22 protein-coding genes are annotated in these 25,271 nt (G+C 65.8%); 11 read left to right on the top strand and 11 right to left on the bottom strand.

Annotation, left to right across the window (positions count from 1 at the left end; translation table 11 throughout):
• Positions 1–4: 4 nt before the first annotated feature.
• The 6 genes from AB4Y40_RS22295 to mdcH are packed head-to-tail and all read left to right on the top strand — an operon-like array spanning position 5 to position 4,553.
• Positions 5–961: a triphosphoribosyl-dephospho-CoA synthase gene (locus AB4Y40_RS22295; protein ID WP_368689602.1), complete on the top strand. Its 957-nt coding sequence runs from the start codon at positions 5–7 to the stop codon at positions 959–961.
• Complete coding sequence (locus AB4Y40_RS22290) at positions 949–1,251, top strand: malonate decarboxylase subunit delta (RefSeq protein WP_042265098.1); 303 nt, start codon at positions 949–951, stop codon at positions 1,249–1,251. Before AB4Y40_RS22295 ends, AB4Y40_RS22290 begins: the two co-directional genes overlap by 13 nt.
• Positions 1,248–2,129, top strand: a complete 882-nt coding sequence (locus AB4Y40_RS22285) for a biotin-independent malonate decarboxylase subunit beta (protein WP_368689601.1) — start codon at positions 1,248–1,250, stop codon at positions 2,127–2,129. Before AB4Y40_RS22290 ends, AB4Y40_RS22285 begins: the two co-directional genes overlap by 4 nt.
• A complete protein-coding gene (mdcE, locus tag AB4Y40_RS22280) occupies positions 2,126–2,941 on the top strand; it encodes a biotin-independent malonate decarboxylase subunit gamma (protein WP_368689600.1) in 816 nt (271 codons plus the stop codon). Before AB4Y40_RS22285 ends, mdcE begins: the two co-directional genes overlap by 4 nt.
• Entirely contained in the window at positions 2,941–3,618 is a 678-nt protein-coding gene (locus AB4Y40_RS22275; RefSeq protein WP_368689858.1) for a malonate decarboxylase holo-ACP synthase, read from the top strand. Before mdcE ends, AB4Y40_RS22275 begins: the two co-directional genes overlap by 1 nt.
• The gene (mdcH, locus tag AB4Y40_RS22270; protein ID WP_368689599.1) at positions 3,615–4,553 is read left to right on the top strand and encodes a malonate decarboxylase subunit epsilon; all 939 of its coding nucleotides are present in this window, start codon (positions 3,615–3,617) and stop codon (positions 4,551–4,553) included. The genes AB4Y40_RS22275 and mdcH overlap by 4 nt, the downstream gene beginning before the upstream one ends.
• Before the next feature lie 135 nt (positions 4,554–4,688).
• On the opposite strand, the gene AB4Y40_RS22265 is transcribed toward mdcH, so the two are convergent.
• Together AB4Y40_RS22265 and AB4Y40_RS22260 are read right to left on the bottom strand one after the other, a co-directional pair.
• Positions 4,689–5,285 carry an alpha-ketoglutarate-dependent dioxygenase AlkB gene (locus AB4Y40_RS22265; RefSeq protein WP_368689598.1) on the bottom strand — a complete coding sequence of 199 codons (597 nt, stop codon included), beginning with the start codon at positions 5,283–5,285 and terminating at the stop codon, positions 4,689–4,691.
• A gap of 115 nt (positions 5,286–5,400) precedes the next feature.
• Positions 5,401–5,736 (bottom strand): hypothetical protein, encoded by a 336-nt coding sequence (locus AB4Y40_RS22260; RefSeq protein WP_368689597.1) that lies wholly within the window; start codon positions 5,734–5,736, stop codon positions 5,401–5,403.
• 446 nt (positions 5,737–6,182) lie between these two features.
• On the opposite strand from AB4Y40_RS22260, the gene AB4Y40_RS22255 reads away from it, so the two are divergent.
• Entirely contained in the window at positions 6,183–7,340 is a 1,158-nt protein-coding gene (locus AB4Y40_RS22255) for a metallophosphoesterase (protein WP_368689596.1), read from the top strand.
• A 102-nt stretch (positions 7,341–7,442) separates the two neighbouring features.
• Positions 7,443–8,534 carry an AI-2E family transporter gene (locus AB4Y40_RS22250; protein ID WP_368689595.1) on the top strand — a complete coding sequence of 364 codons (1,092 nt, stop codon included), beginning with the start codon at positions 7,443–7,445 and terminating at the stop codon, positions 8,532–8,534.
• A 30-nt stretch (positions 8,535–8,564) separates the two neighbouring features.
• Here AB4Y40_RS22250 and AB4Y40_RS22245 read toward each other — a convergent pair whose 3' ends face one another.
• The 6 genes from AB4Y40_RS22245 to AB4Y40_RS22220 form a co-directional block, all read right to left on the bottom strand.
• Entirely contained in the window at positions 8,565–10,004 is a 1,440-nt protein-coding gene (locus tag AB4Y40_RS22245) for a heavy metal sensor histidine kinase (protein ID WP_368689594.1), read from the bottom strand.
• On the bottom strand, positions 10,001–10,690 hold the full coding sequence (locus tag AB4Y40_RS22240; protein ID WP_042265081.1) for a heavy metal response regulator transcription factor: 690 nt from the start codon (positions 10,688–10,690) through the stop codon (positions 10,001–10,003). Before AB4Y40_RS22240 ends, AB4Y40_RS22245 begins: the two co-directional genes overlap by 4 nt.
• A 147-nt stretch (positions 10,691–10,837) precedes the next feature.
• Entirely contained in the window at positions 10,838–12,343 is a 1,506-nt protein-coding gene (locus AB4Y40_RS22235) for an efflux transporter outer membrane subunit (protein WP_368689857.1), read from the bottom strand.
• Positions 12,344–12,345: 2 nt separating this feature from the next.
• Positions 12,346–13,593: an efflux RND transporter periplasmic adaptor subunit gene (locus AB4Y40_RS22230; RefSeq protein ID WP_368689593.1), complete on the bottom strand. Its 1,248-nt coding sequence runs from the start codon at positions 13,591–13,593 to the stop codon at positions 12,346–12,348.
• An 18-nt stretch (positions 13,594–13,611) separates the two neighbouring features.
• Entirely contained in the window at positions 13,612–16,821 is a 3,210-nt protein-coding gene (locus AB4Y40_RS22225) for an efflux RND transporter permease subunit (protein ID WP_368689592.1), read from the bottom strand.
• Positions 16,822–17,074: 253 nt separating this feature from the next.
• Positions 17,075–18,112 carry a LysR family transcriptional regulator gene (locus tag AB4Y40_RS22220; RefSeq protein WP_368689591.1) on the bottom strand — a complete coding sequence of 346 codons (1,038 nt, stop codon included), beginning with the start codon at positions 18,110–18,112 and terminating at the stop codon, positions 17,075–17,077.
• A gap of 230 nt (positions 18,113–18,342) precedes the next feature.
• Here AB4Y40_RS22220 and AB4Y40_RS22215 point away from each other — a divergent pair, with 230 nt between their 5' ends.
• Together AB4Y40_RS22215 and AB4Y40_RS22210 are read left to right on the top strand one after the other, a co-directional pair.
• A complete protein-coding gene (locus tag AB4Y40_RS22215; protein ID WP_342922475.1) occupies positions 18,343–19,050 on the top strand; it encodes an MgtC/SapB family protein in 708 nt (235 codons plus the stop codon).
• A gap of 186 nt (positions 19,051–19,236) precedes the next feature.
• On the top strand, positions 19,237–19,488 hold the full coding sequence (locus tag AB4Y40_RS22210) for a GlsB/YeaQ/YmgE family stress response membrane protein (protein ID WP_042265070.1): 252 nt from the start codon (positions 19,237–19,239) through the stop codon (positions 19,486–19,488).
• A 90-nt stretch (positions 19,489–19,578) separates the two neighbouring features.
• Here the strand turns inward: AB4Y40_RS22210 and AB4Y40_RS22205 are convergent, their stop codons facing one another.
• From AB4Y40_RS22205 to AB4Y40_RS22195, 3 genes are all read right to left on the bottom strand, one after another.
• Positions 19,579–21,105 carry an acetyl-CoA hydrolase/transferase family protein gene (locus AB4Y40_RS22205; RefSeq protein WP_368689590.1) on the bottom strand — a complete coding sequence of 509 codons (1,527 nt, stop codon included), beginning with the start codon at positions 21,103–21,105 and terminating at the stop codon, positions 19,579–19,581.
• A gap of 196 nt (positions 21,106–21,301) precedes the next feature.
• Entirely contained in the window at positions 21,302–21,523 is a 222-nt protein-coding gene (locus AB4Y40_RS22200; RefSeq protein WP_028205643.1) for a hypothetical protein, read from the bottom strand.
• A 130-nt stretch (positions 21,524–21,653) separates the two neighbouring features.
• A complete protein-coding gene (locus AB4Y40_RS22195) occupies positions 21,654–23,873 on the bottom strand; it encodes an FUSC family protein (protein WP_368689589.1) in 2,220 nt (739 codons plus the stop codon).
• A gap of 167 nt (positions 23,874–24,040) precedes the next feature.
• On the opposite strand from AB4Y40_RS22195, the gene AB4Y40_RS22190 reads away from it, so the two are divergent.
• On the top strand, positions 24,041–25,054 hold the full coding sequence (locus tag AB4Y40_RS22190) for a LysR family transcriptional regulator (RefSeq protein WP_368689588.1): 1,014 nt from the start codon (positions 24,041–24,043) through the stop codon (positions 25,052–25,054).
• Positions 25,055–25,271 lie beyond the last annotated feature (217 nt).

The raw sequence follows: 25,271 nt of genomic DNA, 5'->3' as shown, positions 1-25,271 counted from the left end.
CGCGATGCGTACGCTTCCCTATACGGCGCTTGCCGAGGGCTCGGCGGGTCTCGCGCGGCGGGTCCCGTACGCCCGCGACGCGCGGCCGGCCTCCTCCGGCGCGCAGCTCGCGCGCTTCGCCCGCGACGCGCTGATCGAAGAGGCGCGCCTCACGCCCAAGCCCGCGCTCGTGGACGCGCGCGGCAGTGGCGCGCACAACGATCTCGATCTCGCGACGATGCTGCGCTCGGCGCATGCGCTCGAGCCCACGTTCGAAGCGCTCGCGCGCGCTTCGCGCGGGGCCGCGCCCGGCACGGCGCTGCGCACCGATCTCGCACGCATCGGCCGTGCCGGCGAAGCCGCGATGATGCGCGCGACGCAAGGCAGCAACGCGCATCGCGGCGCGATCTGGATTGTCGGTCTGCTGGTGGCGGGCGCGGCGATCGTGCATACGCCGCAAGGCAGCGACAGCGACTGCGCCCACGCGGCGCGCATCTGCGAAACGGCTGCGCAGATCGCGCGCTACGACGATCTGCTCGCGCAGCCCGCGCAAAGCAACGGCGAGCGCGTGCGTCAGCGCTACAACGTGGGCGGCGCGCGTAGCGAAGCGCAAGACGGCTTTCCGCACGTCGTGCGCGTGGGCCTGCCCGCCCTGCACGCCGCACGCACGCAGGGCCTCGACGAAGCCCACGCGCGCGTGGACGCCCTGCTCGCGATCATGGCCTCGCTCGACGACACCTGCGTGCTGCATCGCGCGGGGCTCGCCGGGCGCGAGGCCGCGCAAGCGGGCGCGCAGCGCGTACGCGACGCGGGCGGCCTTGCCACGCAAGCCGGCCGCGCCGCGTTCGATGTGCTCGAACGCACGCTGCTCGCACTCAACGCATCGCCGGGTGGCGCGGCCGATCTGCTTGCCGCGACGCTCTTCATCGACAGACTGGTTCAGCACCGCATGGGCGGGAGGACGGTTTCATGGAACAACTGACATTCGACTATCCGGCGCAACGCGCCGTGACGACGCGCGCCCACGTGGGCGTGGTGGGCTCGGGCGATCTCGAAGTGCTGCTGCAGCCCGCGAGCGACATGCAGGCGCGCGTGGTCGTGCATACGAGCGTGGACGGCTATAGCCATATCTGGAAGAGCGTGCTCGACCGCTTCTTCACGCGCTACGACGGCGCGGCGCTCATCGAGATCAACGACTTCGGCGCCACGCCCGGCGTGGTGGCGCTGCGGCTCGCAGAAGCCGTGGAAGCCGCGCAGGAGGCGCAGTCATGAGCAGCCCGAATCAACTGACGCCGGCCACGCTGCTGCGCGAGAGCTTCATCGAATTGAGCGCGCGCGAACGCGCGGCCGCCGTGCTGGACGCGGGCACGTTCCGCGAACTGCTCGGGCCGTTCGACCGTATCGAATCGCCGTGGCTGCCGTTGCAGGGCATCGTCTGCCAGGCCGACGACGGCGCGGTGATCGCGCGCGGCACCATCGACGGCGAGCCCGCCGTCGTGGCCGCGATCGAATCGGCATTCCAGGGCGGCAGCATCGGCGAGGTGTCGGGCAGCAAGATCGCCGCCGCACTCGAACTGGCGCTCGCCGACTGCGAGCGCGGCAAGATCGTGCGGCCCGTCATCCTGTTCGAAACCGGTGGCGTGCGCTTGCAGGAGGCCAATCTCGGCCTCGCCGTGATCGCGGAGATCCAGTCGGCCATCGTCGCGTTGCGCGCACATGTGAACGTGGTCGGCGTGATCGCGGGCATGGTGGGTTGCTTTGGCGGCATGTCGCTCGCGGCGGCCCTCTGCTCGACGCTCGTGATGACGAAGCAGGGCCGCCTCGGCATGAATGGCCCGGAGGTGATCGAGCAGGAAGCCGGCATCGAAGAACTCGATTCGAGCGACCGCCGCCAGGTGTGGCAATTGATCGGCGGCGAGCAGCGCGCGCAGACGGGTTTCGCCGATGCGCTCGTCGACGACGCCGTGGACGACGTGCGCGCCGCCGTGCGAGCGGCGTTTGCGCAAGGCGCGCCGCGCACGCCGCGCTCGGCCGATGTGGATGCCACGCTCGCGAAACTCGCGCAGATCGATCCCGCCAGCGTCACCCCTGAAACGATGCGTGCGGTGTTCACCGCTTCGCCCCTGAACCTGCGCGGAGAAAACGCATGAACGACACGACGACGAGCCGCGGCGCACGCTGGCTGCGCGCCCTCGCGGGCACGGACACGCAGGGCGCGTGCGTGCAATACGCCGATGCGCCGCTCGACAACGAAACCGCGCGCTTCATCACCGTCGCCCCCGATCCCGCGAACCGCTTTCCGCGCGCGCGCGACAACGTGGTGGGCCTCGAACAAGGCTGGCGTCTCGCCAAGGCCGTGCGCGAAACGATTGCCGAAGACGCCGCGAGCGGCAAGCGCCGCCCCATCATCGCGATCGTCGACGTGAAGAGCCAGGCCTACGGCTATCGCGAGGAGATGCTCGGCATTCACCTCGCCTGCGCCTCGGCTGTGGACGCCTACGCCAGCGCGCGCCTCGCGGGGCATCCCGTGGTGGCGCTGATCGTCGGGCCCGCCATGTCGGGCGCGTTCCTCGCGCACGGCTATCAGGCCAATCGCATCGTCGCGCTCGACGCGCCCGGCACGATGGTCCACGCCATGGGCAAGGAAGCGGCGGCGCGCGTTACGCGCCGCAGTGTCGAGGACCTCGACGAGCTGGGCGAAAAGATCGTGCCGATGTCGTATTCGATGGCTTCGTTCGCGAAGCTCGGTCTGCTCGACGAGTTGATCGAAGGCATCGATGCGGACGCGCCGAGCGAAGCGCAGATCGCACGCGTGCGCGATGTGCTCGCACAGAAGGTGCGGGAGGCACGCAGCGACACGAGCGGCCTCGCGCATCGTCTGCAAGGCGAGTCGGCGCAGCGTACGCGTGCAGCGTCGAACGAGGTGCGCAAGCGCCTCGCGCAACAGTGGGACGCCAGCTGATGCGCGTGTGCGCCGCCCCGCCGTTCGCTGCTGATGCGCCGCGCGTGGACGACGCACGCTGGCGCGCGCACGACCTGCTTCGCATCGCGCGCCATACGCCGTCAGGCGACGAGCCGGACTGGGTACGCGAGGCGCTTGCCCGCGCGCCCTGGGTAGTCGTGCGGCGCACGTGCGCGGCGGCGGGTTTCGTGGCGGTAGGCGTGCGCGGCAGCGTACGTTCGGAGCGTTTCGGCACCTGGCTCAATACTGAGGATATCGAATCGTCATTTGCTCCTGAGGATCTGCTCGGCCTCGAGCCGCTTCGCGCACGCCGCGCATTGCCCGCGTTCATCGCGCTCGCTACCCTGCGCACAAGCGCGGCGGCGTTGCGCCATTACGTTTGGGGCCCTACGGGCAGCGCCGGCTTCGAGCTTGCCACGGGCGTTCCCACCCTCACCGCATCGAGCGATCTCGACATCCTGATTCGCCTGCCGCAGCGCGTCTCGCGCACGGCGATCGAGTCGCTAGCGCAGACGCTCGCTCAAGCCGCCAGCCGCGCCGGCACGCGCATCGACGCGCAACTCGAAACGCCCGCGGGCGGCGTCGCTCTCGCCGAACTCGCGGCGCACAAGCCGCGCGTGCTGGCGCGCGCGTCCAGCGGCGCGCAGCTCGTCTCCGACCCGTGGCAAGCAGCATGACGCTCGCCCTGCTCTTTCCGGGCCAGGGCGCACAAAACGCTGGCTTCCTCCACAAGCTGCCGCAACACGACGCCGTGCGAGCGACGCTCGACGAGGCGTCCGCGGCACTCGGCTTCGACGTCCTCACGCTCGATAGCGACGACGCCTTGCGTTCCACGGTCGCCGTGCAGATCGGCCTCACGGTCGCGGGCGTAGCGGTGACGCGCGCGCTCGCGCACGAAGGACTCGCGCCGCAATTCAGCGCTGGGCTTTCCGTGGGCGCTTATGCGGCCGCGGTGAGCTGCGGGGCGCTGGCGTTTGGCGACGCGCTGCAGATGGTGCGCAAACGCGCCGAGCTGATGGAGAACGCGTGGCCCTCGGGCTATGGCCTCACGGCCGTCGCGGGGCTAAGCGAGACGCAGGTCGAAACGCTCGCCGAAGCGCATGCGCGCGATGGCGGCGAGCGAGTGTACGTGGCAAACGTCAACGCGCCGCGCCAGATCGTCGTGGCCGGCGCCGACGGCGCGCTCGAAGCCTTTGCGGCCCGCGCGCTCGCCGCTGGCGCGCGCAAGGCGCAACGGCTCGCAGTGGCCGTTCCTTCGCATTGCGAACTATTAGCCGACGCCGCCGAGATGCTCACAGAGTGGGCACGCGACATACCGTTTCGTACGCCGCGCAGCGTCTATGTCGACAATCGCGGCGGCAGGCCGCTCAACAGCGCCGACGCCATCCGCGCCGATCTCGCCACCAACATGCGCTACACGGCGCGCTGGTACGACGCGCTCACGGTCATGATCGAGTCGGGCGCGAGCGTGCTGGTCGAAGCGCCGCCCGGCCAGGTGCTCACGGATATTGCGCGCGAGCATTATCCGGAAGTGACCGCGCTCGCGGGCTCGGGTTTGCCGCTGGAGCGTCTCGTCGCGATCGTGCGGCGCCGGCTCGGCGCGGACGGCTGACCGCCGCGCCAACGCCGCATTTGGCGTTTATGCGCATAAATTCTTATTTGATTTTTAGCGCGAAGCCACTCGCGCGAGCGTAGCCCGCGCACCAAACATCGGCGATTTAATGCCCATCCGCAGCGATCTAGCCGTCTATTTCCGCAAATCCGGCATCACCACGCGAAACGTGAGATTCACACGCTCGGCGCTCACGGCGGGTTCCTTCGGCACGCGATGCCGCCATTGCGCCTGAGTCTTTCCCTGCATTATGAGCAGGCTGCCGCTCGTCAGCTGGAAAGAATGCACCACGCCCGTCGCGTTGTGGCGCAGGTCGAAGCGCCGCGTCGCGCCGAGGCTCAGCGAGGCGATCACCGGGTCGGGGCCGAGTTCGGGTTCATGGTCCGCGTGCCAGCCCATGCTGTCCGTGCCCGTACGATAACGGTTGAGCAGCACGCTGTTGAAGCGCACGCCGCAAAGCGCCGAGATGGCGTCGCGCAGTTCGGCGACCTGGCGGGTCCACGGCTGCGGGACGTTTCGGATGCCTGAATAGATGTACACCGCGCCTTCGTCGCCCTGCCAGGTCGTGAGGCGCGGCTGGTCCACCCAGCCGCCGGGCGTGCGAATGCGTTCCTGGCGCCAGTCGGCCTCGGCGATGATGCGCGCGAGCGCCTCGGCAGCGGCCTCTGGCGCGAGCCATGACGGATGCCACGCCACGTCGGGGGCAGGCGTATCGTCGAAGAGATCGAACATCGGGAGTGCTTCTATCGAGCGGGAAAACACACAGTTTCGCATGGCGCGGACCCGGCCGCCGCGCGCCCTCGCCTCCCGCAGGATTGCGAACCAACCGAAACTGCAAACAAACGAATCAGGTGAGCAGCGCGATGTAGAACACCACTGCGCCGATGAGCGCGCCGACGAAGCAGAAGCCTTCGGCGGGTTCGTCGGTGGTGCGGGATCGCAGCCAGGCGCCCAGCACGCCGAACATGCCCGCAATACCGAGCGCGACGAACACCATCACGACATCGAACAACGCGCTGCGGCCAATTTCGAGAATGTCGATGTTCTTGACCGCGATATACAGCGCGATGGCCATGATCGAGAGAACGACCATCGGCAGCATGACGTGGCTGCCCTCGTGCCCGACGTGACGACCATGCAAACCCTCATGCAGTCCATGTGCGACCGGCCGGATTCCTTTCATGATCCGTCTCCCCCAGAGCGCCCGAAACCACGCGGGCCTCATTTCGAGCATAGTCCATCGCGGGGGCCGATTCAATGGACGTTTAATAGAGTGTGCCCGGCCCCACGAGAACATAGTGCGACGAGTGGGATCGCCCTGGCAATCCAGGGAAATGCCGCACTGCCACACGCGCAAACAGTAAAGCATCCGGGCCCATGCATACAAGCATGCATGTATGTTCATGCGGGATCGCCAGGCCCTTTCATGACGCATCGCAGCATGCGCATCCGGAAACCGCCGCCACCGAACGGCACGAAGTCTGCTGCGCCGGTAAAATGCAACGCAGCCTACCTGTGCTGACCCGTCCACCGGGTTTTCGAGCGGACCTCGACGATTGGGCTTTGCTGCAGCGCGCCGTGCCCGGCGCGCCAGCCCGCGTCGGTCCGCTCCCATCCGTTTGCGCCGCCATGCCCCGACTCTCGTTTCTGGTCCGCTTCATTGCCATCGGCGTGCTGCTGCATGCTTATGTCGGCTTTCGCCTGATTCCCGACCTGCCAGTGGCCGCCGCCGGCAAATGGCTCGCCGTGCTGTGGCTCGTGCTCTCGGTGCTGTTCATCCCGCCCGGCATGCTCGCGCGGCGCTTCAAGCGCCAGCCGCTCGGCGACCGCCTCGCCTGGATCGGCATGCTCGCCATGGGCTTCTTCTCGTCGCTGCTGATGCTGACGATCGCGCGCGACATCGTGCTCGCCTCGGCCATGACCGTGGAGGCCTTATGGCCCAGGGCAATCGATCTCGCCGGCTGGCGCACCGTGAGCGCCGCCGCGGTGATCGTGCTGGCGTTCCTCTCCTCCGGGTTCGGCTTCTTCAACGCGCGGCGGCGTGCGCGCGTGCGCAACGTCGAGGTGCCGATTCGCGGCCTGCCAGCCGCGCTCGACGGCTTCACCATCGTGCAACTGAGCGACATCCACGTCGGGCCGACGATCAAGCACGGCTACGTCGATGCCATCGTGCGTGCCGTGAACCAGCTCGACGCCGACGTGGTCGCCATCACGGGCGACGTGGTGGACGGCAGCGTGGCGCACCTCGCCGCGCACACCGCGCCGCTCGGCAAGCTCAATGCGCATCACGGCGTGTATCTCGTGACAGGCAACCACGAGTACTACTCGGGCGCGGACGCCTGGATTGCCGAGTTCCGCCGCATCGGCCTCACGGTGCTGATGAACCAGCACGTGGTGATCGAGCATGGCGGCGCGCGGCTCGTGCTGGCCGGCGTGACCGACTACACGGGCGGCCAGTTCGATCCCGCGCATCGCAGCGACCCGGCCGAAGCGCTGCGCGGCGCGCCCGCCGACGTCAACACGCGCGTCCTGCTCGCGCACCAGCCGCGCACGGCCCACGCCGCCGTCGATGCGGGTTTCACACTGCAACTCTCCGGCCACACGCACGGCGGTCAGATTTTCCCGTGGAATTTTCTCGTGCGGCTGCAGCAGCCGTTCACGGCGGGCCTCGAAAAGCTCGGCAGCCTGTGGGTCTATACGAGCCGCGGCACGGGCTACTGGGGGCCGCCCAAGCGCCTTGGCGCGCCTTCGGAAATCACGCGCGTGCGGCTCGTGGGCGCACAGTGAACCCCTGGGCGCGCTGCGCCCGACGGCCCGCGCGGCCATGCCGGTATCATCGGACGACGCCGTCGTTCGTCCGCCTGCCGCTTTAACTGGAATCCATCGCACATGGAAGGCAACAAGCAGCTTCACCAGACATCGTTCTATTTGCTGTTGTTCACGGTGTCCGTCGCGCTCTGCTTCATCCTCGCGCCGTTCTTCAGCACGGTGCTGTGGGGCGCCATACTCGCATTGATCTTCCAGCCCGTGCAGCGCCGGCTCGTCGCGCGGCTCGGGCGGCGGCGCAATATCGCCGCGCTCATTACGCTCACCATCTGCCTCGTCATCGTGATCTTTCCGCTCACGCTGGTGACGGCCACGCTGGTGCAGCAGGTCGCCTTGGCATATCAGGGGGTGCGAAGCGGCAGCCTCGACTTCGGCGCCTACTTCACGCAGATCGTCCATGCCATGCCCGAGTCGATTCAGAATCTGCTAGCGCGCTACGACCTCATGGATCTGCCCGGGCTGCAGCAGCGCCTTTCGGCGGGCGCCGCAGAGATCAGCCAGTTCGTCGCCACGCGTGCTTTCTCCTTCGGGCAGAACACGCTGCAATTTCTGGTGAGTTTCGGCGTGATGCTCTATCTGTTCTTTTTCCTCGTGCGCGACGGCCGGGAAATTTCGCGGCTCGTGCGCGACGCCATTCCGCTCGACGAACAGCACAAGCTGCATCTCATGCGCAAGTTTACGACTGTGATCCGCGCAACGGTGAAGGGCAACGTGGCCGTCGCTGTCGTGCAGGGCGGCCTGGGCGGTATCGCGCTCTGGGTGCTCGGGATTCAGGGCGCGCTGCTGTGGGGCTTCGTGATGATGCTGCTCTCGCTGTTGCCCGCCGTGGGCGCGGCGCTCGTGTGGGGACCCATAGCGATCTACTTCCTCTCCACAGGCGCGGTGGCGAAGGGCGTCGGGCTGATCGTCTTCGGCTCCGTCGTGATCGGCACCGTGGACAACGTGCTGCGCCCCCTGCTGGTGGGCAAGGACACGCGCCTGCCCGACTGGGTCGTGCTGATCTCGACGCTCGGCGGCATTTCGCTCATCGGCATCAACGGCTTCGTGATCGGGCCGCTCGTCGCTGCGCTTTTCATCAGTTGCTGGGACTTGCTGCGCAAGGACCAGCACTACATCGAAAACGAAAGCACGCCCGTGGAAGACGAGCCCGTGTAAGCGCCGCTTCCGGGCCGCATCAGTGCGGCGCTAGGGCGAAACATGCAGCGGCACGCCGGCGCGGCCTTGGCGTGCAATACCGGCAACGGGCGCTTCGGGTGCTTCTGCGCCGTCCACGGCCACCGAAAACCCGAACGTGTTGACGCCGTCTGCACTGCGCACGAACACCGTGCCGCCGTGCATTTCCGCCACGGCCTTGACGATCGACAGCCCGAGCCCGTGATTTTCGTGGCTGTTCGAGCGAGCCTCCTGAATGCGGTAGAAGCGGTCGAAAATATGCTCGCGCGTCACCGGATCGAGCGGCTCGCCGGGATTCGAAACGGCGATCTCGACGTGACCGTTCTGCGGCGCGACCGTGGCGCGCAGCGTCGTACCGGGCTGCGAATGCTGGATCGCGTTGACGAACAGATTGCTCATGGCTCGGCCGATCAGCGACGTATTCACCCATGCGCGCGCATCGCCTTGCACTTCCACGCGCAGTTGCGCCTCTTCGAGCGGCATCTCCAGAAAATCGAGCATGCGTTCGATCTCCGAGCGCAACGACACTTCCGTGAGGTCCGTCGCGCGTTCGCCGCGATCGCTGCGCGAGAGGAACAGCATGTCGTTCACGATCACGCGCAATCGTTCGAATTCCTCAAGGTTCGATTGCAGCGTCTGTTGCAGCTGCTCGACCGAACGGTCGCGCGTGAGCGCCACCTGGGTCTGGCCAATCAGGATGCTCACCGGCGTGCGCAGTTCGTGCGCCACGTCGGCGTTGAACGACTCGAGGCGCTCGTAAGCCTTGTCCAGACGCTCCAGCGCGCCATTGAACGACGTGGCGAGTTCGTGCAGCTCCTCGGGCAGTTCGTCCGAGTGCAGACGCTGACGCCGGTTCGACGGGCTCAACTGCGAGGCCTCGCGCGAGAGGCGCGTGAGCGGCGCGAGTCCGAAGCGCGTCACCGCGCGGCTCAGCAGCGCGACCGCGATGGTGGAGAGCGCGATCAGCACGCCGAGCGCAATGCCGAAACGCCGCAGCATGCCTTCGGTGCGCACGCAGTCGCTGCCGACCACGAGTTTCACCTGGGGCCGGTCGCCGCTCGCGGGCACGATAAAGGTCGTCGTGATGATGTCGTAGCTGCAGCCGGGCGGGCGCACGAGCAGATGATTCGGGCCCACGTCACCGGTGACCTTGCCGACGATGGGCGCGCCGAAACGAAAGCGCGGATCGGGGCCTTCGACGTAGTAATGCATGCGGCTATCAGCAGGCGAGAGGTCGCGCAGCTTTTCCTGCACGAAGGCCCACTTCTGCACATCCGGTGCGTGCGAAACGATCAGGCTCGCAATGCGCGCACGCGTGTCGAGCGTCTCGCGCAATTCGTTGAAGAGTTGACGCTGCATCAGGAAGAAGAGGCCCGCGCCCGTGAGCGTGAACACGATGAGCGACACCGCTGCGAACATCGCCGAAAGCCGCAGCGAGATCGAGCGTTTCATGACGTCTGGCCTCCTTCCTCGCGCACTTCGAGCACGTAGCCCATGCCGCGTATGGTGTGCAGCAGCTTTGCCGCGTGCGGGCCGTCGAGCTTGGCGCGCAGCCGCTTGATCGCCGTTTCCACCACGTTCGCGTTGCTTTCGAAATTCACGTCCCAGACCAGCTCGGTGATGAGCGTCTTGGAGAGAATCTCGCCGCGCCGCCGCGCGAGCACCGAAAGCAGCTGGAATTCCTTCGCCGTGAGATCGAGGCGCACGCCGTCGCGCGTCGCGCGGCGGCTGATGAGATCCACCTGCAGATCGCCCACCGAAATCAGCGTGGATTCCTGCGTGCGTGCGCGCCGCGTGAGCGCGCGCAGCCGCTCGACGAGTTCGAGGAACGAGAACGGCTTCGTGAGATAGTCGTCGGCGCCGTCGCGCAGGCCGTGCACGCGGTCGTCTACGCGGTCGCGCGCCGTCAGCATGATGACCGGCGTGTCCTTCTTCGTGCGCACGGCGCGCAGCACGCCGAAGCCGTCGAGCTTCGGCAGCATGACGTCGAGCACGATCACGTCGAAGTCGTATTCCGTGGCCATCCACGCGCCTTCCTCGCCGTCCATGGCGACGTCCACGACCCAGCCCTGCTCGGTGAGTCCGCTACGCAAGTAGTCCACGACCTTGCGTTCGTCTTCGATTACCAATACTTTCATGCCCGCCCTCCTCTTCGCGCGCTGCCCTGGCGGTGCCGGCCGATGCAGCCCGCGACCGCCGTTGCGCGCTTTTATATACCCTGGTGCCGGGCCCGCTCAAGCCCTCTTGTACCGCTTGTATGCCCCGCTTTCAGCCCTTGCATCGACTCAGCTTCTGCCCTCGGTCTTCGGCACTTCGCGGCACGTGCCCGCGCTGCAGGCCATCTCGCGGTCGTCGGCGCTCCAGCCGCCGCCCAGCGCCTTCGCGAGAAAAACCACTGTGGCGACCTGCTGGCCGTGAATCTGCACTTCCTGACGCTCGCTGGCGAGCAACTGCTGCTCCGCGTTGAGCACGTCGATGAACGCGACCAGGCCGCCCTGATAGCGGTCGTTGGCGAGATCGAAGGACTTGCGTGCGTCGTCCACGGCCGCCTGGCCATCGGTGGAGGCGCGTTCCAGCACCGACAGGCCCGTTACCGCATTTTGCACCTCCTGGAACGCGGTGAGCACGGTCTGACGATAAGACGCCTGCGCCGACGCGTAGCCCGCCTGCGCGAAATCCACGCCCGCCGCGCGCTTGCCGCCGTCGAACAGCACCTCGCTGGCCGTCGCGCCCACCGACCACATCAGGCTCGGCACGGAAAAAAGGCCCCCAAAACGCGTCGATTCCCAGCCGAACGTGGGCGAAAGCGTGATGTCCGGAAAGTACGCGGAGCGCGCCACGCCGATCTGCGCATTGGCCGAGGCCATCGCGCGCTCAGCGGAAGCCACGTCGGGCCGCCGCTGCAGCAGCTCGCTCGGCAGCCCCGTGGGCAGCGCCGGCACCGGCAGCGGCGTGACCTTCTGCGCCAGCGTGAATTCGGGCGCCGGCTTGCCGACCAGCACGGCAATGGCGTTCTGCTCCTGCTGGCGCTGGTTTTCGAGCAGATGCACCTGGGTTTGCGTCGCCGCCAGCTGGGCTTTCTGCTGTAGCAGTTCGAGACCCGAAACCGCGCCGAGATCGTGCTGCGCGGTCACGAAATCGAGCGCCTTTTGCTGCAGTTGCGCCGAGCGGTTCACCACGTCGATCTCGTTGTCGAGTTCGCGCATGGCGAAATAGTCGGTGGCGAGTTCGGCGGTCAGCACGAGGCGCGCGTTGGCGAGATCGTCGCCGGCCTGCTGCGTCGACGCCTGCGCGGACTCCACCATGCGCCGGATGCGCCCGAACAGGTCCAGCTCGTAACTCACGGTCGCGCCGACGATGACCTGGTTCTGCACGGTCGACGTATTGGGCGTCGCGTAGTTCGTGAGCGGCCGGTTCGCGGAAATGCGCTCGCGCGCGAGGCCCGCGTCGAGCCCGACCTGCGGGCTTTGCTGCGACGACACCGAAGCGAGCGTCGCGCGTGCCTGCGCGTAGTGCGCGGCGGCCACGCGCAGCGTCTGGTTCTCGGCAAGCGCCGCGGTTTCCAGACTGTCGAGCTCGGCGTTGTCGAAGGCCTTCCACCACAGCGGATCGAGCGGCGCGTGCGAAGGCTGCGCCGCGTGCCAGTATGAATCGGCGGAATCGACGCGCCAGGCCGAAGGGCTTTGCGTTTGCGGCGCGTGATAGTCGGGGCCCACGGTGCAAGCCGCGAGTCCGAGCGCGCCGAGCGCCGTGACGTATGCGAGCGGCCGTTGCCGCGTGGTTTGCCGCATCGTCACGTCGCGCTCCGCCTGGCGGCCTCGTGCGCCGCCTCGGTATTGTTCGGCGCGACCACGACGACGCTGTCGCCATCCGCGATCGAGTCGCTCGGGTTGAGCACGACGCGATCGGTCGGCGCCAACCCGCGGCTGATCTCGAGCGTCTGCCCGAGGTCCTGCGCGATTTCCACCGCCTTGAGCTTGATCTTGCCATCCGCATCGACGACTGCAAGACGCGGGCCTTCCGAGCGGAACAGCAGCGTGTTGCCCGGCACCGTGAGCAGGCCCTTCGCGTCGGTCTGCAAGGCGGCCTGCACGTAGGCCCCGGGCAGCAGCTTGCCGTCGTGATTGGGTAGCGAGATTTCCGCTTCCAGCGTGCGCGTGGCCACGTTGATGGCCTGCGCCGTGCGTGTGACGGTGCCGTCGAACGTCACGCCCGGCAGTTCCTGCTCGGTCACGCTCACGTGCTGGCCGACCGCCACCTGCTGCGCGTAGGTCTGCGGTACGTCGAGGTAGAGGCGCAGCGGGTCGGACTGCGCAATCGAAAAGAGCGCATGACCCGCCCCGCCGTTGCCCGCGTTCACGAGGTCGCCGATATCGACGTTGCGCTGCGTGATGATGCCCGTGATCGGCGCGACGATGCGCTGGAACGACTTCATCTCCGTGAGGCGGCGCACGTTCGCATCGGCGGCGGCGAGATTCGCCTGGTCCGTGTTGAAGGCGCCCTGGCGGTCGTCGAGTTCCTGCTGCGAGACCGCATCGCGCTGGCGCAATTGCTGCGCCCGATCGAACGAGGTCTTCGCGAGCGCGAGCGTCGAGGCGGCCTGATCGCGCTGCGCCTGCGCCTGGGCGAGTTCCTGATCGATCTCGGGCGTATCGATCTCGGCGAGCAACTGCCCTTGTTGCACGTGCGCGCCGATATCGGCGTACCAGCGCCGCACGTAGCCGTTCGCGCGCGAGTAGATCGGCGCTTCGACAAAGCCGCGCAGCGTGCCAGGCAGCACGATGCGGCCGTCCGCGCCCGCGGCCACCGGTTGTACGACGCTCACGTACTGCTTCGCGTTCTGCTTCGTGACGTCGGCCAGATGGTGGGCGTTCATGAGATTCGACACGATCGTGCGCGTGGCGCCCGCGGCCAGCAGCAGCGCGACCACGATCAGCGCAAAACGTGCGCGCCTGCCCGCCTGGCCGCGCGCCGGCAGGTCCATGCCCTGCTCGCTACCCACGGTGATGTCGAGCGATGAATGGTGGTGAGGTTCGTTCATGTCTTCGGCCATAGTGACTTAACGGGTATCGCCTCGCGTACCGCGGCGCTGCGCCTCGCGCTCGCGCTTCGCGGCGGCGCGGTAGGCGAGCCGGGTATGCACGGTCGCAAACATCAGGGGTACGAACAATAGCGTGGAGACCGTCGCGAACAGCAGGCCGCCGATCACCGCGCGCCCGAGCGGCGCATTCTGCTCCGCGCCTTCGCCGAGGCCGAGCGCCATCGGCACCATGCCGATCATCATGGCGAACGCTGTCATCAGCACGGGGCGTATGCGGGTGGCGCCCGCTTCGAGTGCGGCGGCGAGCGGCGACGCGCCGGCGGCGAGACGCTGCCGCGCGAACGAGACCACGAGAATACTGTTCGCGGTCGCGACGCCCACGGTCATGATCGCGCCGGTGAGCGCGGGCACGCTCAGGTGCGTGCCGGTGATGAAGAGCATCCACGCAATGCCCGCGAGCGCGGCGGGCAGCGCACTGATGATGATGAGCGGATCGGCCCACGACTGGAAGTTCACGACGATCAGCAGATACACGAGCACCACCGCCATCGCGATGCCGACGCCCAGACCCACGTACGACGAACGCATCGTGCCGATCTGCCCGCGCATGGTGATGGTCGTGCCGCGCGGCGCGTGCGCCTGCACATGCCGGATGATGTCGTTGATGTTCACGCCCACGGAGCCCAGGTCGCTGCCCTCCACGCTCACGAGCAGATCGATCACGGGACGGATGTTGTAGTGCGTGACGATGGCCGGCCCGCCGTGCGGCTCGAGCTGCACGAGGTTGCTCACGAGTTGCAGCGGCGCATTGGGATTCGTCGCGCGCGCGGAAACGGGCGTGCCCATCACCTCGTTCATGGAGGTCTCGCGATACTGCGGCGTTTGCACCGTGAGCGGATATTCCACGCCGTTTTGCGGGCTCACCCAGAACGCCGGCGAAGTCTGCGTGCTGCCCGAGAGCGCGATCAGCACGTCCTGCGCAACGTTTTGCGGACTCAGGTTCAACTGCTGCATACGCGTGCGGTCCATGGCAAGCGTGAGCGCGGGCTCGTCGTTACGCTGCTCGATATGCGCATCGACAGCGCCCGGCAGTTGCCGCACCTGCTTGAGCAGCGTGCTCGCAAGCGCCATGTCCTGGTTCAGGTTCGCGCCCACGACCTGCACGTCGATCGCCGCGGGCTGACCAAAGTTCAGAATCTGCGTGATGATGTCCGCGGGCTGGAAGAAGAACTCCACGCCCGGGAAGCGTTGCGGCAGCAAGGTCCGCAGCTTGTCGATATAAATGCGCGAGGGATCGTGATCGGGCTTCAGCGCGATCTGGATTTCGCCGTCGAGCGTGCCCATCGTCCCCGCGTTGCTGTACGAGAGGTTGATGCCGCTATAGGGCAGCCCGAGGTTGTCGACGATCGTTTCGAGTTGATCGGGCGGCACGACTTCGCGCACCACCTGCTCTACCTGGTCGGCCAGGCGCGCGGTTTCCTCGATGCGAAAACCCGTTGGCGCACGCATGTGCAAACGAATATTGCCCGCATCGACCGAAGGAAAGAAGTCGCGGCCGAGGAAAAACACGAGGACGAGCGACAGCAGGCAAAACGCGAGGAAGGTGCCGCCAAAGAACTTGCGGCGTGCGAGCAACAGACTCAACAGCGCGATGTAATTGGCGCGCACGCGCTCGAACGCATGATTGAAACGCCAGTGAATGCGCGCAAAGAGCGAGCCCTGAGCGCGCTGCGCATGCGCGGTGGGATCGTGGCCCTCGAAGAGCAGCATGGCGAGCGTCGGCACCAGCGTGCGCGAGAGGATGTACGACGCGATCATCGCGAACACCACGGCTTCCGCGAGCGGCACGAACAGGAAGCGCGCCACGCCGGTGAGGAAGAACATCGGCACGAACACGATACAGATAGACAGCGTCGAGACGAGTGCGGGCACCGCGATTTCGCCCGCGCCTTCGAGAATGCCGTCGTGCAGTTTCGCGCCCAGATGCAGGTGCCGTTCGATGTTTTCGATCGTGACCGTGGCGTCGTCGACCAGGATGCCGACCGCGAGCGCAAGGCCGCCGAGCGTCATGATGTTGATGGTCTCGCCCAGCGCATAGAGCGCGATGATCGACGAGAGAATCGACAGCGGGATCGATACCGCGATGATGAGCGTGCTGCGCCAGTTGCCGAGAAAGAGCAGGATCATCGCCGCCGTGAGCGCGGCCGCGATCAGCGCTTCGCGCACCACGCCCTGCACGGCGGCGGAAACGAAGACGGACTGATCGAAGAGCGGCTTGACGACGAGGTCGGCGGGCAGCGTGTCGCGCGCCTTCGGCAGCAGGTCCTTCAGTGCGCCCACCACCTGCAGCGTCGAGGCATCGCCGCTCTTTAGGATCGACATCAGCACGCCGCGCTGGCCGTCCTGGCGCACGACGTTGGTCTGCGGCGTGAAGCCGTCGCGCACGTGCGCCACGTCGCCGAGATACGTGGTCGCGCCGTTCACCGTCTGCACGGGAATGCGGTTCAGCCCGGCCAGCGTAGCGGGCGATGCATTGGTGTCCACACGATATTCGGTCTGCCCGAGCTTGGCCGTGCCCGTCGGCAAGATCAGGTTCTGAGCGTTGACGGCATTGACGATATCGGCAGGCGTGAGGCCCTTTGAAATGAGCGCGCGCGTGTCGAGGTCCACGGAAATCACGCGCGTCTTGCCTCCATACGGGTAAGGCACCTGCGCGCCGGGAATCGTAATGAGTTGCGGGCGCAGGAAGTTCATCGCGACGTCGGCGAGCGCCTGCTCGCTCATCGACTTGCTGGAGAGGCCGAGCTGGATCACCGGAATGCTCGAGGCCGAATAGCTGATGACGAGCGGGGGCGTCGCACCGGGCGGCATCTGCTTCACCTGCGCCTGTTCCGATGCAACGGCCTGCGCGATCGCGGTTTGCAGGCTCGCGCCCGGCTGCAGGAACAGCTTGATGATGGCGATGCCGGGCAGCGACTGCGACTCGATGTGCTCGATATTGCTCACCGTGGTCGTGAGGCTGCGCTCGTTGACCGAGGTGATGCGATCGGCCATGTCCTTCGCGGAGAAGCCGTTATACGACCAGATGATGCTGATGACCGGGATGTTGATGTTGGGCAGCACGTCGGTGGCCATCGACATGAGCACGAACGGCGTGGCCAGCACGATCAGGATGGCCATCACGATGAACGTGTACGGTCGCTTCAGCGCGAGATTGACAATCCACATGTCAGTGTTTCGGACAACTCAGGCGAGGGGTTGAGACGGGGACACATTCATCCCGCGGGTGCCGCATCATAGGCAATGGCGGTGGCAGGTCGCTGTCGCCAATATGGCGAAATTGACAGGCAATGCGCGAGACGCGCGAAAGCGCACGGGAACGCAGCTAGACCGGCGCTGTAGCGTCGCGAAGCGCCGGAAATCCGCAGCCGCGAAACGCGCCGTAACAGACTCGCGCTTCGCGAAGACTTCTTTAACTGCTTCAGTTCACAAGGCGCAGGCGCTCCAGGTCGTGCGTGTTGTGACCGCGGCCGCTGCGCGCACGCGTGCCTCGCGGGCCCGCGTGTGCATCCACTTCGCGAAGCGGCTCGTCGCAGGTGGCGAGCGCAGCCTCCTGCTCGGCAAGGACGAGCGGCACCTTCTCGCGCAGAAACTCGACGAAGGTGCGGATCTTCGCATCCAGATAGCGACGCGAAGCGTACAGCGCGTAGATGTTGAGCTTTTGCAGGGTGTGCGTGGGCAGCACGCGCACCAGCGTGCCGTCGGCGAGACCGGGCAGCGCAACCGGCACCGGCAGCGGGCCAATGCCCATGCCTTCGCGTATGGCGAGCGCAAGCGCTTCGGGATTGTTCACCTGGAACGGCGTCACGCCCGTATGCCGGAAGGTCTCGCCAAGCGGTCCCTCGGAAACCCATTGGCCGGCGGGCAGGCTCGCATCGGTCAGGTGCAGACAGGTATGCGCTTCGAGGTCATCGAACGATTGCGGCTCGCCGCGCGTGCGCAAGTACGCAGGCGAAGCGCAGAGAATGGCAGCGGTGCTGCCCAGATGCTGGGAGATCAGCGCGGAGTCCTCGAGTTCGGCGGCCACCACGACCGCCACGTCGAAGCCCTCCTCGATGATGTCCGGCATCTGCTGCGCGATGGTGAGATCGACCGAGACCTCCGGCAAATGCTGCTGATAACGCGCGATGAGCGGCATGACATAGTGCTGCCCGAAACTCGTGCCGCCGTACACTCGCAGTTTGCCTGCCGGGTTCGCATGCGCAGCGGCGGCTTCGGCCTCGGCCTGCTCGATGTCGGCAAGAATGCGCTTGCAGCTCTGAAAGTAGCGCTCGCCGGCTTCGGTCAGCGACATGCGCCGCGTAGTCCGGTTAAGCAGCCGCGTGCGCAGCCGCGACTCCAGATCGGTGACCGCGCGCGAGACCTGCGCCGTCGTCATCGTTTCGCTCGCCGCAGCGCGCGTGAAGCTGCCCGACTCCACCACTCGCACGAAGACCCGCATATTGCGCAGCGTATCCATCAGAAACTCCCGTTCATTCGGCCTGCCTTCCCATCTCCATACGAATGAGAGTAGTTTCGCCCACGAGCCGTGGCCTGATCCTGACTCGAACATGGCAGCGCGGACAGCTTGGCGCAAAGCCCCGTCCCGCGTATGATCCACGGGCCCCCGGGGCGTACCGCCATGCACCCGCCACGCCTTGCGCGAGAGCCGCATGACGTGCGGCCGCCCTGTGTTTTCATGACAAAACGATGACTCTCGAATTCGCCCTGCGCCTTCTCGCGGCGTTCGCCTGCGGCGTCGCCATCGGCCTCGAACGCCAGATTCGCCAACGCACGGCCGGTCTGCGCACGATCACGCTCGTCGCAAGCGGCGCATGTTTGTTCGTCACGCTCGGCGTGCTGACCGGCAATGGCTCGACCGGCGTGACGCAAATCGCGGCCTATGTCGTCTCTGGCGTGGGCTTTCTGGGCGGCGGCGTCATCATGCGCGAGAAGGGCTCGATTCAGGGCATCAATACCGCGGCAACGCTATGGTGCTCGGCGGCCGTGGGCGTGCTGTGCGGAGCGGGCCACTATGCCCCGGCGGTGGCCGGCACCGTCGTCGTGCTGCTCACGAATACCGTGCTGCGCGAGGTGAGCCGCATCATCAACGCATCGCCCGTTTCGAATGCGGATCTCGTGCGCGCTTATGTGCTTACGGTGGTTTGCCGCGAAGAGGATGAAATCCATATCCGCACGTTGCTTTCGAACTCTCTGTACTCCACCCCGCTTTCGTTCCAAAGCCTCACGAGCGAGGACCTGGCTGGCGATCCGCCGCGCCTGCGCGTGACGGCGACGATGCGCCTCCATCCGAAGTACCAGTCGAAGCTGGAGCTCCTGGCGAACCGCCTGAGCATGGAGAAAGGCGTTTCGAGCATAAGCTGGACCGCCGCGGAACCCGAAATCGCACCCGAATGAGGGGTGCGCACGGCATCGGCCGGCATTCCTTACGAATACATTTCTGATTCGTTGCGCTTTTTAAAACTATCGGCGGCAGTTTTCAACAACTGTTAATTCTGGCCGCGTTTCATGGACGCGTATTCGCCCTTGGACTAAGCTCCACTCACCGTGATTCTTTCACGCCAACAAGGGGAGTCCATTCATATGCAACACGGCATCATTGCCTGGCTCATCATCGGCGCAATCGCAGGCTGGCTCGCTGGCGTTCTTGTCAAAGGCGGCGGCTTCGGATTGTTCGTCGATATCATCGTCGGCATTGTCGGCGCGTTCATCGGCGGTTGGCTTGCCGGCGTGCTCGGCATTCATATCGGGGCTGGCATCATCAGCTCGATCATTACCGCCATTGTCGGCGCGGTCATTCTGCTCTTCATCATCCGCCTCGTGCGACGAGCGTAGCGAATTCACGCTATCAATGAAAAACGGGAGCACCGTTGCCGGTGCTCCCGTTTTGTTTTGTGTGCTTCTGGTACGCGAGCGCCTTCGGCCTTATGCGTTCGCAGCGAGTCCGCCCGTCGCTTCGGGCAGCATCGAACCCGTTTGATTGAAACGCAGATGCATTTCATATGCGCGCGCGAGATCGTGCGGCGTCTGGCCGCCGATCCTGAGTGCGTCGCGGTAGTAGTCGCGCAGCAGGTCGCGATACAGCGGATGCGCGCAACGCTCGATCACGAGGTTCGCACGTTCGCGCGGCGCGAGTCCACGCAGATCGGCCAGGCCCTGCTCGGTGACGATCACGTCCACGTCGTGCTCGTTGTGATCGACGTGCGGCACCATCGGCACGATGCTGGAAATGCGGCCGTCCTTCGCAATCGCCTTGGTCGCGAAGATCGCGCACGACGCATTGCGCGCGAAATCGCCCGAGCCGCCAATGCCGTTCATCATGTGCGTGCCGCCCACGTGCGTGGAATTCACATTGCCGTAGATGTCGCATTCGAGCGCGGTGTTCAGCGCGATCAAACCGAGGCGGCGAATCACTTCCGGATGGTTGCTCACTTCCTGCGGACGCAGCACGAGCTTGTCGCGATAGCGGTCGAGTTCGGCGAGCACCTGCGCCTGGCGTTGCGCGGAAAGCGTCATCGAGGCGCCCGAGGCGAATACCATCTTGCCGGAATCGATCAGATCGAACGTCGAGTCCTGCAATACTTCGGAGTACATCGTAAGCGCGTCGAACGGTGAATCCACGAAACCCGAAAGCACCGCGTTCGCGATCGTGCCGATGCCGGCCTGCAGCGGCGGCAGTTGTGCGCTCATGCGGCCGTGCTTCACTTCATGCTGCAGGAATTCGATGAGGTGGCCGGCAATGCGCGCGGTTTCTTCATCGGCGGGGAGCACGGTCGAGGGGCTGTCCGACTCGTTCGTGATGACGATGGCGGCGATCTTCTCGGGCGGAATCTCGATGGCGGTCGTACCCACGCGGTCCTGCGGACGGACGATCGGCAGCGGATCGCGATGCGGGCGGCGGCCGGGAATCCACACGTCGTGCAGGCCTTCGAGCGCAAGCGGCTGCGCGAGATTGATCTCGACGATCACTTTCTCCGCGAGAATCGCGAAGCTCGCCGAATTGCCGACCGACGTGGTCGGCACGATCGCACCGGTTTCCGTGATCGCGGCGGCTTCGATGATCGCGAGATCGAGTTTCCCGAGCAGGTTCGCGCGCAGCATCTCGACGGTTTCCGAAAGATGCTGGTCGACGAACATCACTTCGCCGCGGTTGATCGCCTTGCGCAGCGTGGCGTCCACCTGGAACGGCAGACGGCGCTCGAGCACACCCGCTTCGGTCAGCATGCGATCGACGTCGTGGCCGAGCGAGGCGCCCGTCATCAGCGTAATGCGCAGCGGTTCTTTCTCTTCGCGCGCACGGCGCGCCAGTTCGAGCGGCACGGCCTTCGTGTCGCCCGCGCGCGTAAAGCCGCTCGCGCCGACGCGCATGCCGTTGCGCACGAGTTGGGCCGCCTCGGCGGCCGAAGTGATTTTCCCGCGCAAGGCGGCACAACGAATACGGTCTTCGTACATCAAAGTCTCCACAAACTCTCTGATCGCCTGGTGCCTATTTTCAGGTCTTGCATCGGCGGTCGTGCACTGCGGGTTTCACAAAACACTGTTGCAGTGTTTCGTGCAGCCACAATGCGCAAAGCCGCGGCGCCCTTTTGAAGGCGTCGCGGCACAAGATTTCAGCGTGCGCCTGCACATGGCTGGCGTGCTCTCGATCTCAGCTACCGAAATAAATATTGCAGAAGCTGACCGGGCCGACGCATTCATCCTTCTTTGCCGGCTTTACGATTTCGCGGTGGGCGGGCGCTTGCGCTACCTGCGGGGCAGCGGACTGCGCAACCTGCTGGGGGACGCTCGCTGCCGGTGCTTCGTTCTGTGCATAAGCAGCGGCGGCGGCAAACAGCGAACAGGCAACAACAGCGATCTTCAGGGACTTCATTTTACTCTCCAGTGCTAACGGGTACTGCGAAGCAGTGATGTGACTGTATGACTCAGGGTCGAATAGATTAAGGAGGCGGGGTGGAAGGCATATTTCCAGACTGCAGCAAGATCGCGCGGGGCCCGCATTTTCATTGTGTTTTCAACGATCTGCGCGGCGCCAGCGTACGGCGTGCGCGGCGCGCCAGCGGCCCGAGCGGCGCGTCGCGGTCGAGCAGCGCGCTGCGGATGAAGTGCAGATGACTCAGCAGCCGTTGCGTCTCGTGCCGCCGTTCCCGCTCGTGATGCACGGTGGCGAGCGCCTCCTGGGCGATCCAGGTCGCCGCGCGCACAGCGCTGAGCGCGTGGTCGAGCGCGACCCCGTCCGGGTTCTCGAAAAGGTGCGCGATGTCCTCCTGAACGCGCGCGAGAGCCGCAGGCCAGCGCGCGTCATGACGGTCGAGCCAGGCTGCCGCGTGCGCCTCGTTGCGCAGATCGACCACGGCGTGCCCGACTTCGAGCGTCACGAGCATCCAGCGCAGCGCACGCCGGTGCGCCTGGCGGCGCCCGTTCAGCAAGAGCCTCAACTGATGCATCAGATCGTGCGTACCGGACTGGAAGCGCTGCCCGAGGCCATCCAGTTCCCCATGGCAAGCCAGCACGACCTGTCCGCGCAACGACACGCACATGCGCTCGACGAGCCAGTTCATGTGCGGCGGAAACACCACCGCGAAAGCGAGCGAAGCGACCAGCATCGCGGCAACGACAGCGATGCCGTTGTTGACCAGCAGATCCGGCGTGTAGACGATCACGTTGTCCGGGCCAGCCAGCAGGCAGAAGAACACCGAGAAACCGACGCCATAGCCCGCTATTCGCGAGCGCGTGGCGAGAAAAGCGCCGATGGCGAGCACCGGAACGAGTGTCGCGCAGAGCAGCGGAAAGCCATCGACATTGGGATAGACGTAGCAGGTGAAGAGATAGCCCGTCACGGCGGCAAAGCCCGCGCCGACCGCCATCTGCACGGCCATGCGCGATGCGTTCGGCGACGACGACGTGAGCGCGCACGTGAGCGCGGCCGCGATCATCGCGAGGCCGCCGCTCGGCCAGTCGGTCTCGACCCAGAACCAGCCCAGCGCCGCCACCACCACGGCGGTGCGCACAAAGGTGAACGCCACCACGTACCAGCTCGTGCGGGGCACGTAGCGCGCGGCGCGCGGCTCCTGTGCAGGACGCGCCTCCATGAGCGAGGCCCACGAGCGGCTGTAGCGCACGATCTCGGTCGTGAAGCGATAGATGAGTTCGGCCGAGGTGTCGAAGTCGGGCAGCGCATCGGGCAGCGCGTGTTCGAGCGGCCGCCGCGTCTCGCGCACATGACGCGGCAGCGTGCGCTGGAAGGCTTCGAGTCCGTCGGCGAGCCGCCGCGCATAAGCGCGATCGCTTTCGTTGCGGCTCGGCCGCTGTGCGAGCAGCGCGGCTAGCTCGCTGAAATACGGCGCGAGCGGTGCGATCGCCGCGTCGCTCCAATGCAGTCTTTTGAGCAACTGACGCAGCGCGTGCAGCCGCGCGCAGGCATCCATGAATTCGGAATTCAGGCGCGAAAGCAGGCCGCTGCGCGAGCGCATCGTCGGATCTTCGAAAGATGAGAAAGCGCGCGTGGCCTCGAAGCCGACGACATCGTCGACGAGACTCGCAAATCGCCCTTCGAATGCGCCCCTTTCGAGCCGTCCAGCCAACACCGCCGCAGCGAACGCAGTAAAATTGAAATAGCGTGAGCACAGGGTGCGATCGAGCAGCGAGCCCGACTGCCGGGGCACGATCACCGCGCTGACCATGCCCGAGCAAAGAATGCCAACGGCCACTTCGGCGCCGCGACCAAGTGCGGCGAGAAAGAGACCGTTGGGCTGCATCACGAGCGGAATGCCGATCAGCGCTGCCGTGTAGCCGGCAAGCACGAAACCGTACCAGCGAAAATGGCGATTCCTCATGGCGGCGGCCGTACATACGGCTACCCACCCCGTCATCCCGAGTATGTAGAGTTCGGGCTGCTGGACGAACACGGCGCCCAGCACGACCGCCGCGACCATTCCCACCGCAGTGCCGACGATGCGATAAAAGCTCTTGGCGAACACCATGCCCGAGAGCGGCTGCATCAGCACGAACACCGTCGTCATCGCGATGCGCGGCTGCGGCAGGTCCAGCAGCATGGAAACGCCCATGGCAAGCAAGCCGGCCGCGACCGTTTTCAGCAGATGAATCCAGATCGCGCCGTCGCTGGCCTGCCAGTCGCGCAACGCCCGTCTGGCGGCGCGCCATATGATCTCCGCGCGCCGACGCGAGTCGAACGCTCGATGTATCGCAGGCTGGCGGCTCATGACAAACGCTCGGGCTGTTTCGAAGACAGGGGCCGATTGTAGGAGCGTCATTGCGCCGTATTAATGGGACGCGTGGGGAACCTCCGTTCCAGATCACTCAACAATGGCGTGCCCCGACAGGCGGACAATATCGTTTCTGTACCGAACAAGAAGGTTAAGAAGGTCTGATGGATACGTTACAAAACATGCGGGTGTTCGTGCGCGTCGTGGAAGCGGGCAGCTTCACGGCCGCGGCTCAGTCGCTGGACTCGACGACCGGCGCGATGTCGCGCGCAGTGTCGGAACTCGAAGCGCATTTGCGCACCCGTCTGCTCAACCGCTCGACACGCCGGCTTGCGCTCACGCCCGCCGGCGAGCGGTATCTCAAGCGCTGCTCGCAGATTCTCGCGGATGTCGATAGCGCGGAAGAAGAAGCGAGCTGCGCGCACGAACGCCCGGTCGGAGCGCTGCGCATGCACAGCTTCGCGAGTATTGGTCAGCAGTACGTGCTGCCGGCGATCTCGCGCTATCGCGCACTGCATCCCGAAGTCACTGTCGAGCTGACGCTCTCGCAACGCATGCCGGATCTCTTCGAGGGCAGCAGCGACGTCTCGGTGGTCACGGCGTCATCGCTGCCGAATTCCGATCTCGTTTCGCATCAGCTGGGTTCGACGTACAGCATTCTGTGCGCGTCGCCCGGGTATGTGCATACGCACGGTGCGCCGCGCACACCCGCCGATCTGTCGCATCACGACTGTCTGATTCTCAAATCGCCGGCGTTCCCGGCCCATGAGTGGACGCTCGAGGGGCCCGAAGGCAGTGTCGAGATGCAAGTGGACGGGCCGGTGCAGGTGAATATTGCGGAATCGCTCGCCGTGGCGATACGCGAGGGCATGGGGATCGGGATGCTGCCGGTCTACGCGGCAATAGAAGGATTGCATAACGGTACGCTCGTGCGCGTGCTGCCGCAGCACAAGCTGCAAAAGACGAACGTGTACGCACTCTATCCGTCGCGCAAATTCGTCGACGCAAAAACCAAGACGTGGGTGGAATTCCTGCGCGCGCATCTGCCGCAAGTCATCGAGCGCGACCTGGCCCTGCTTGAAGAGCTGACTCAAGAGCAGCTTGCGGACGTCGCAGAAGAGGTTGCTTTGGCGAAGGACGCCGCGGTCGCAGCAGCTGTGCAGAAAGCGGCGCAATAAGCCTGCGCTTGCGTTGCGCGAGCGGGTTAATGCAAAAAGCCGTCCACTGGACGGCTTTTTTGCTTGCTGCTTCTAAAGCGTAAACGCCAGAACCCCGGTGCTCTTTCGGAGACACCGGGGTTCTGGACGTTACAGCATAAGGAGCCTGACGATTACCTACTTTCACACGGGCAATCCGCACTATCATCGGCGTGGAGCTGTTTCACGGTCCTGTTCG

The organism is Paraburkholderia sp. EG287B (assembly GCF_040965595.1).
Classification (GTDB): Bacteria; Pseudomonadota; Gammaproteobacteria; order Burkholderiales; family Burkholderiaceae; genus Paraburkholderia.
Note: the sequence above shows the minus strand (reverse complement) of the source record. Positions and strands in the feature narration are given on the sequence as shown.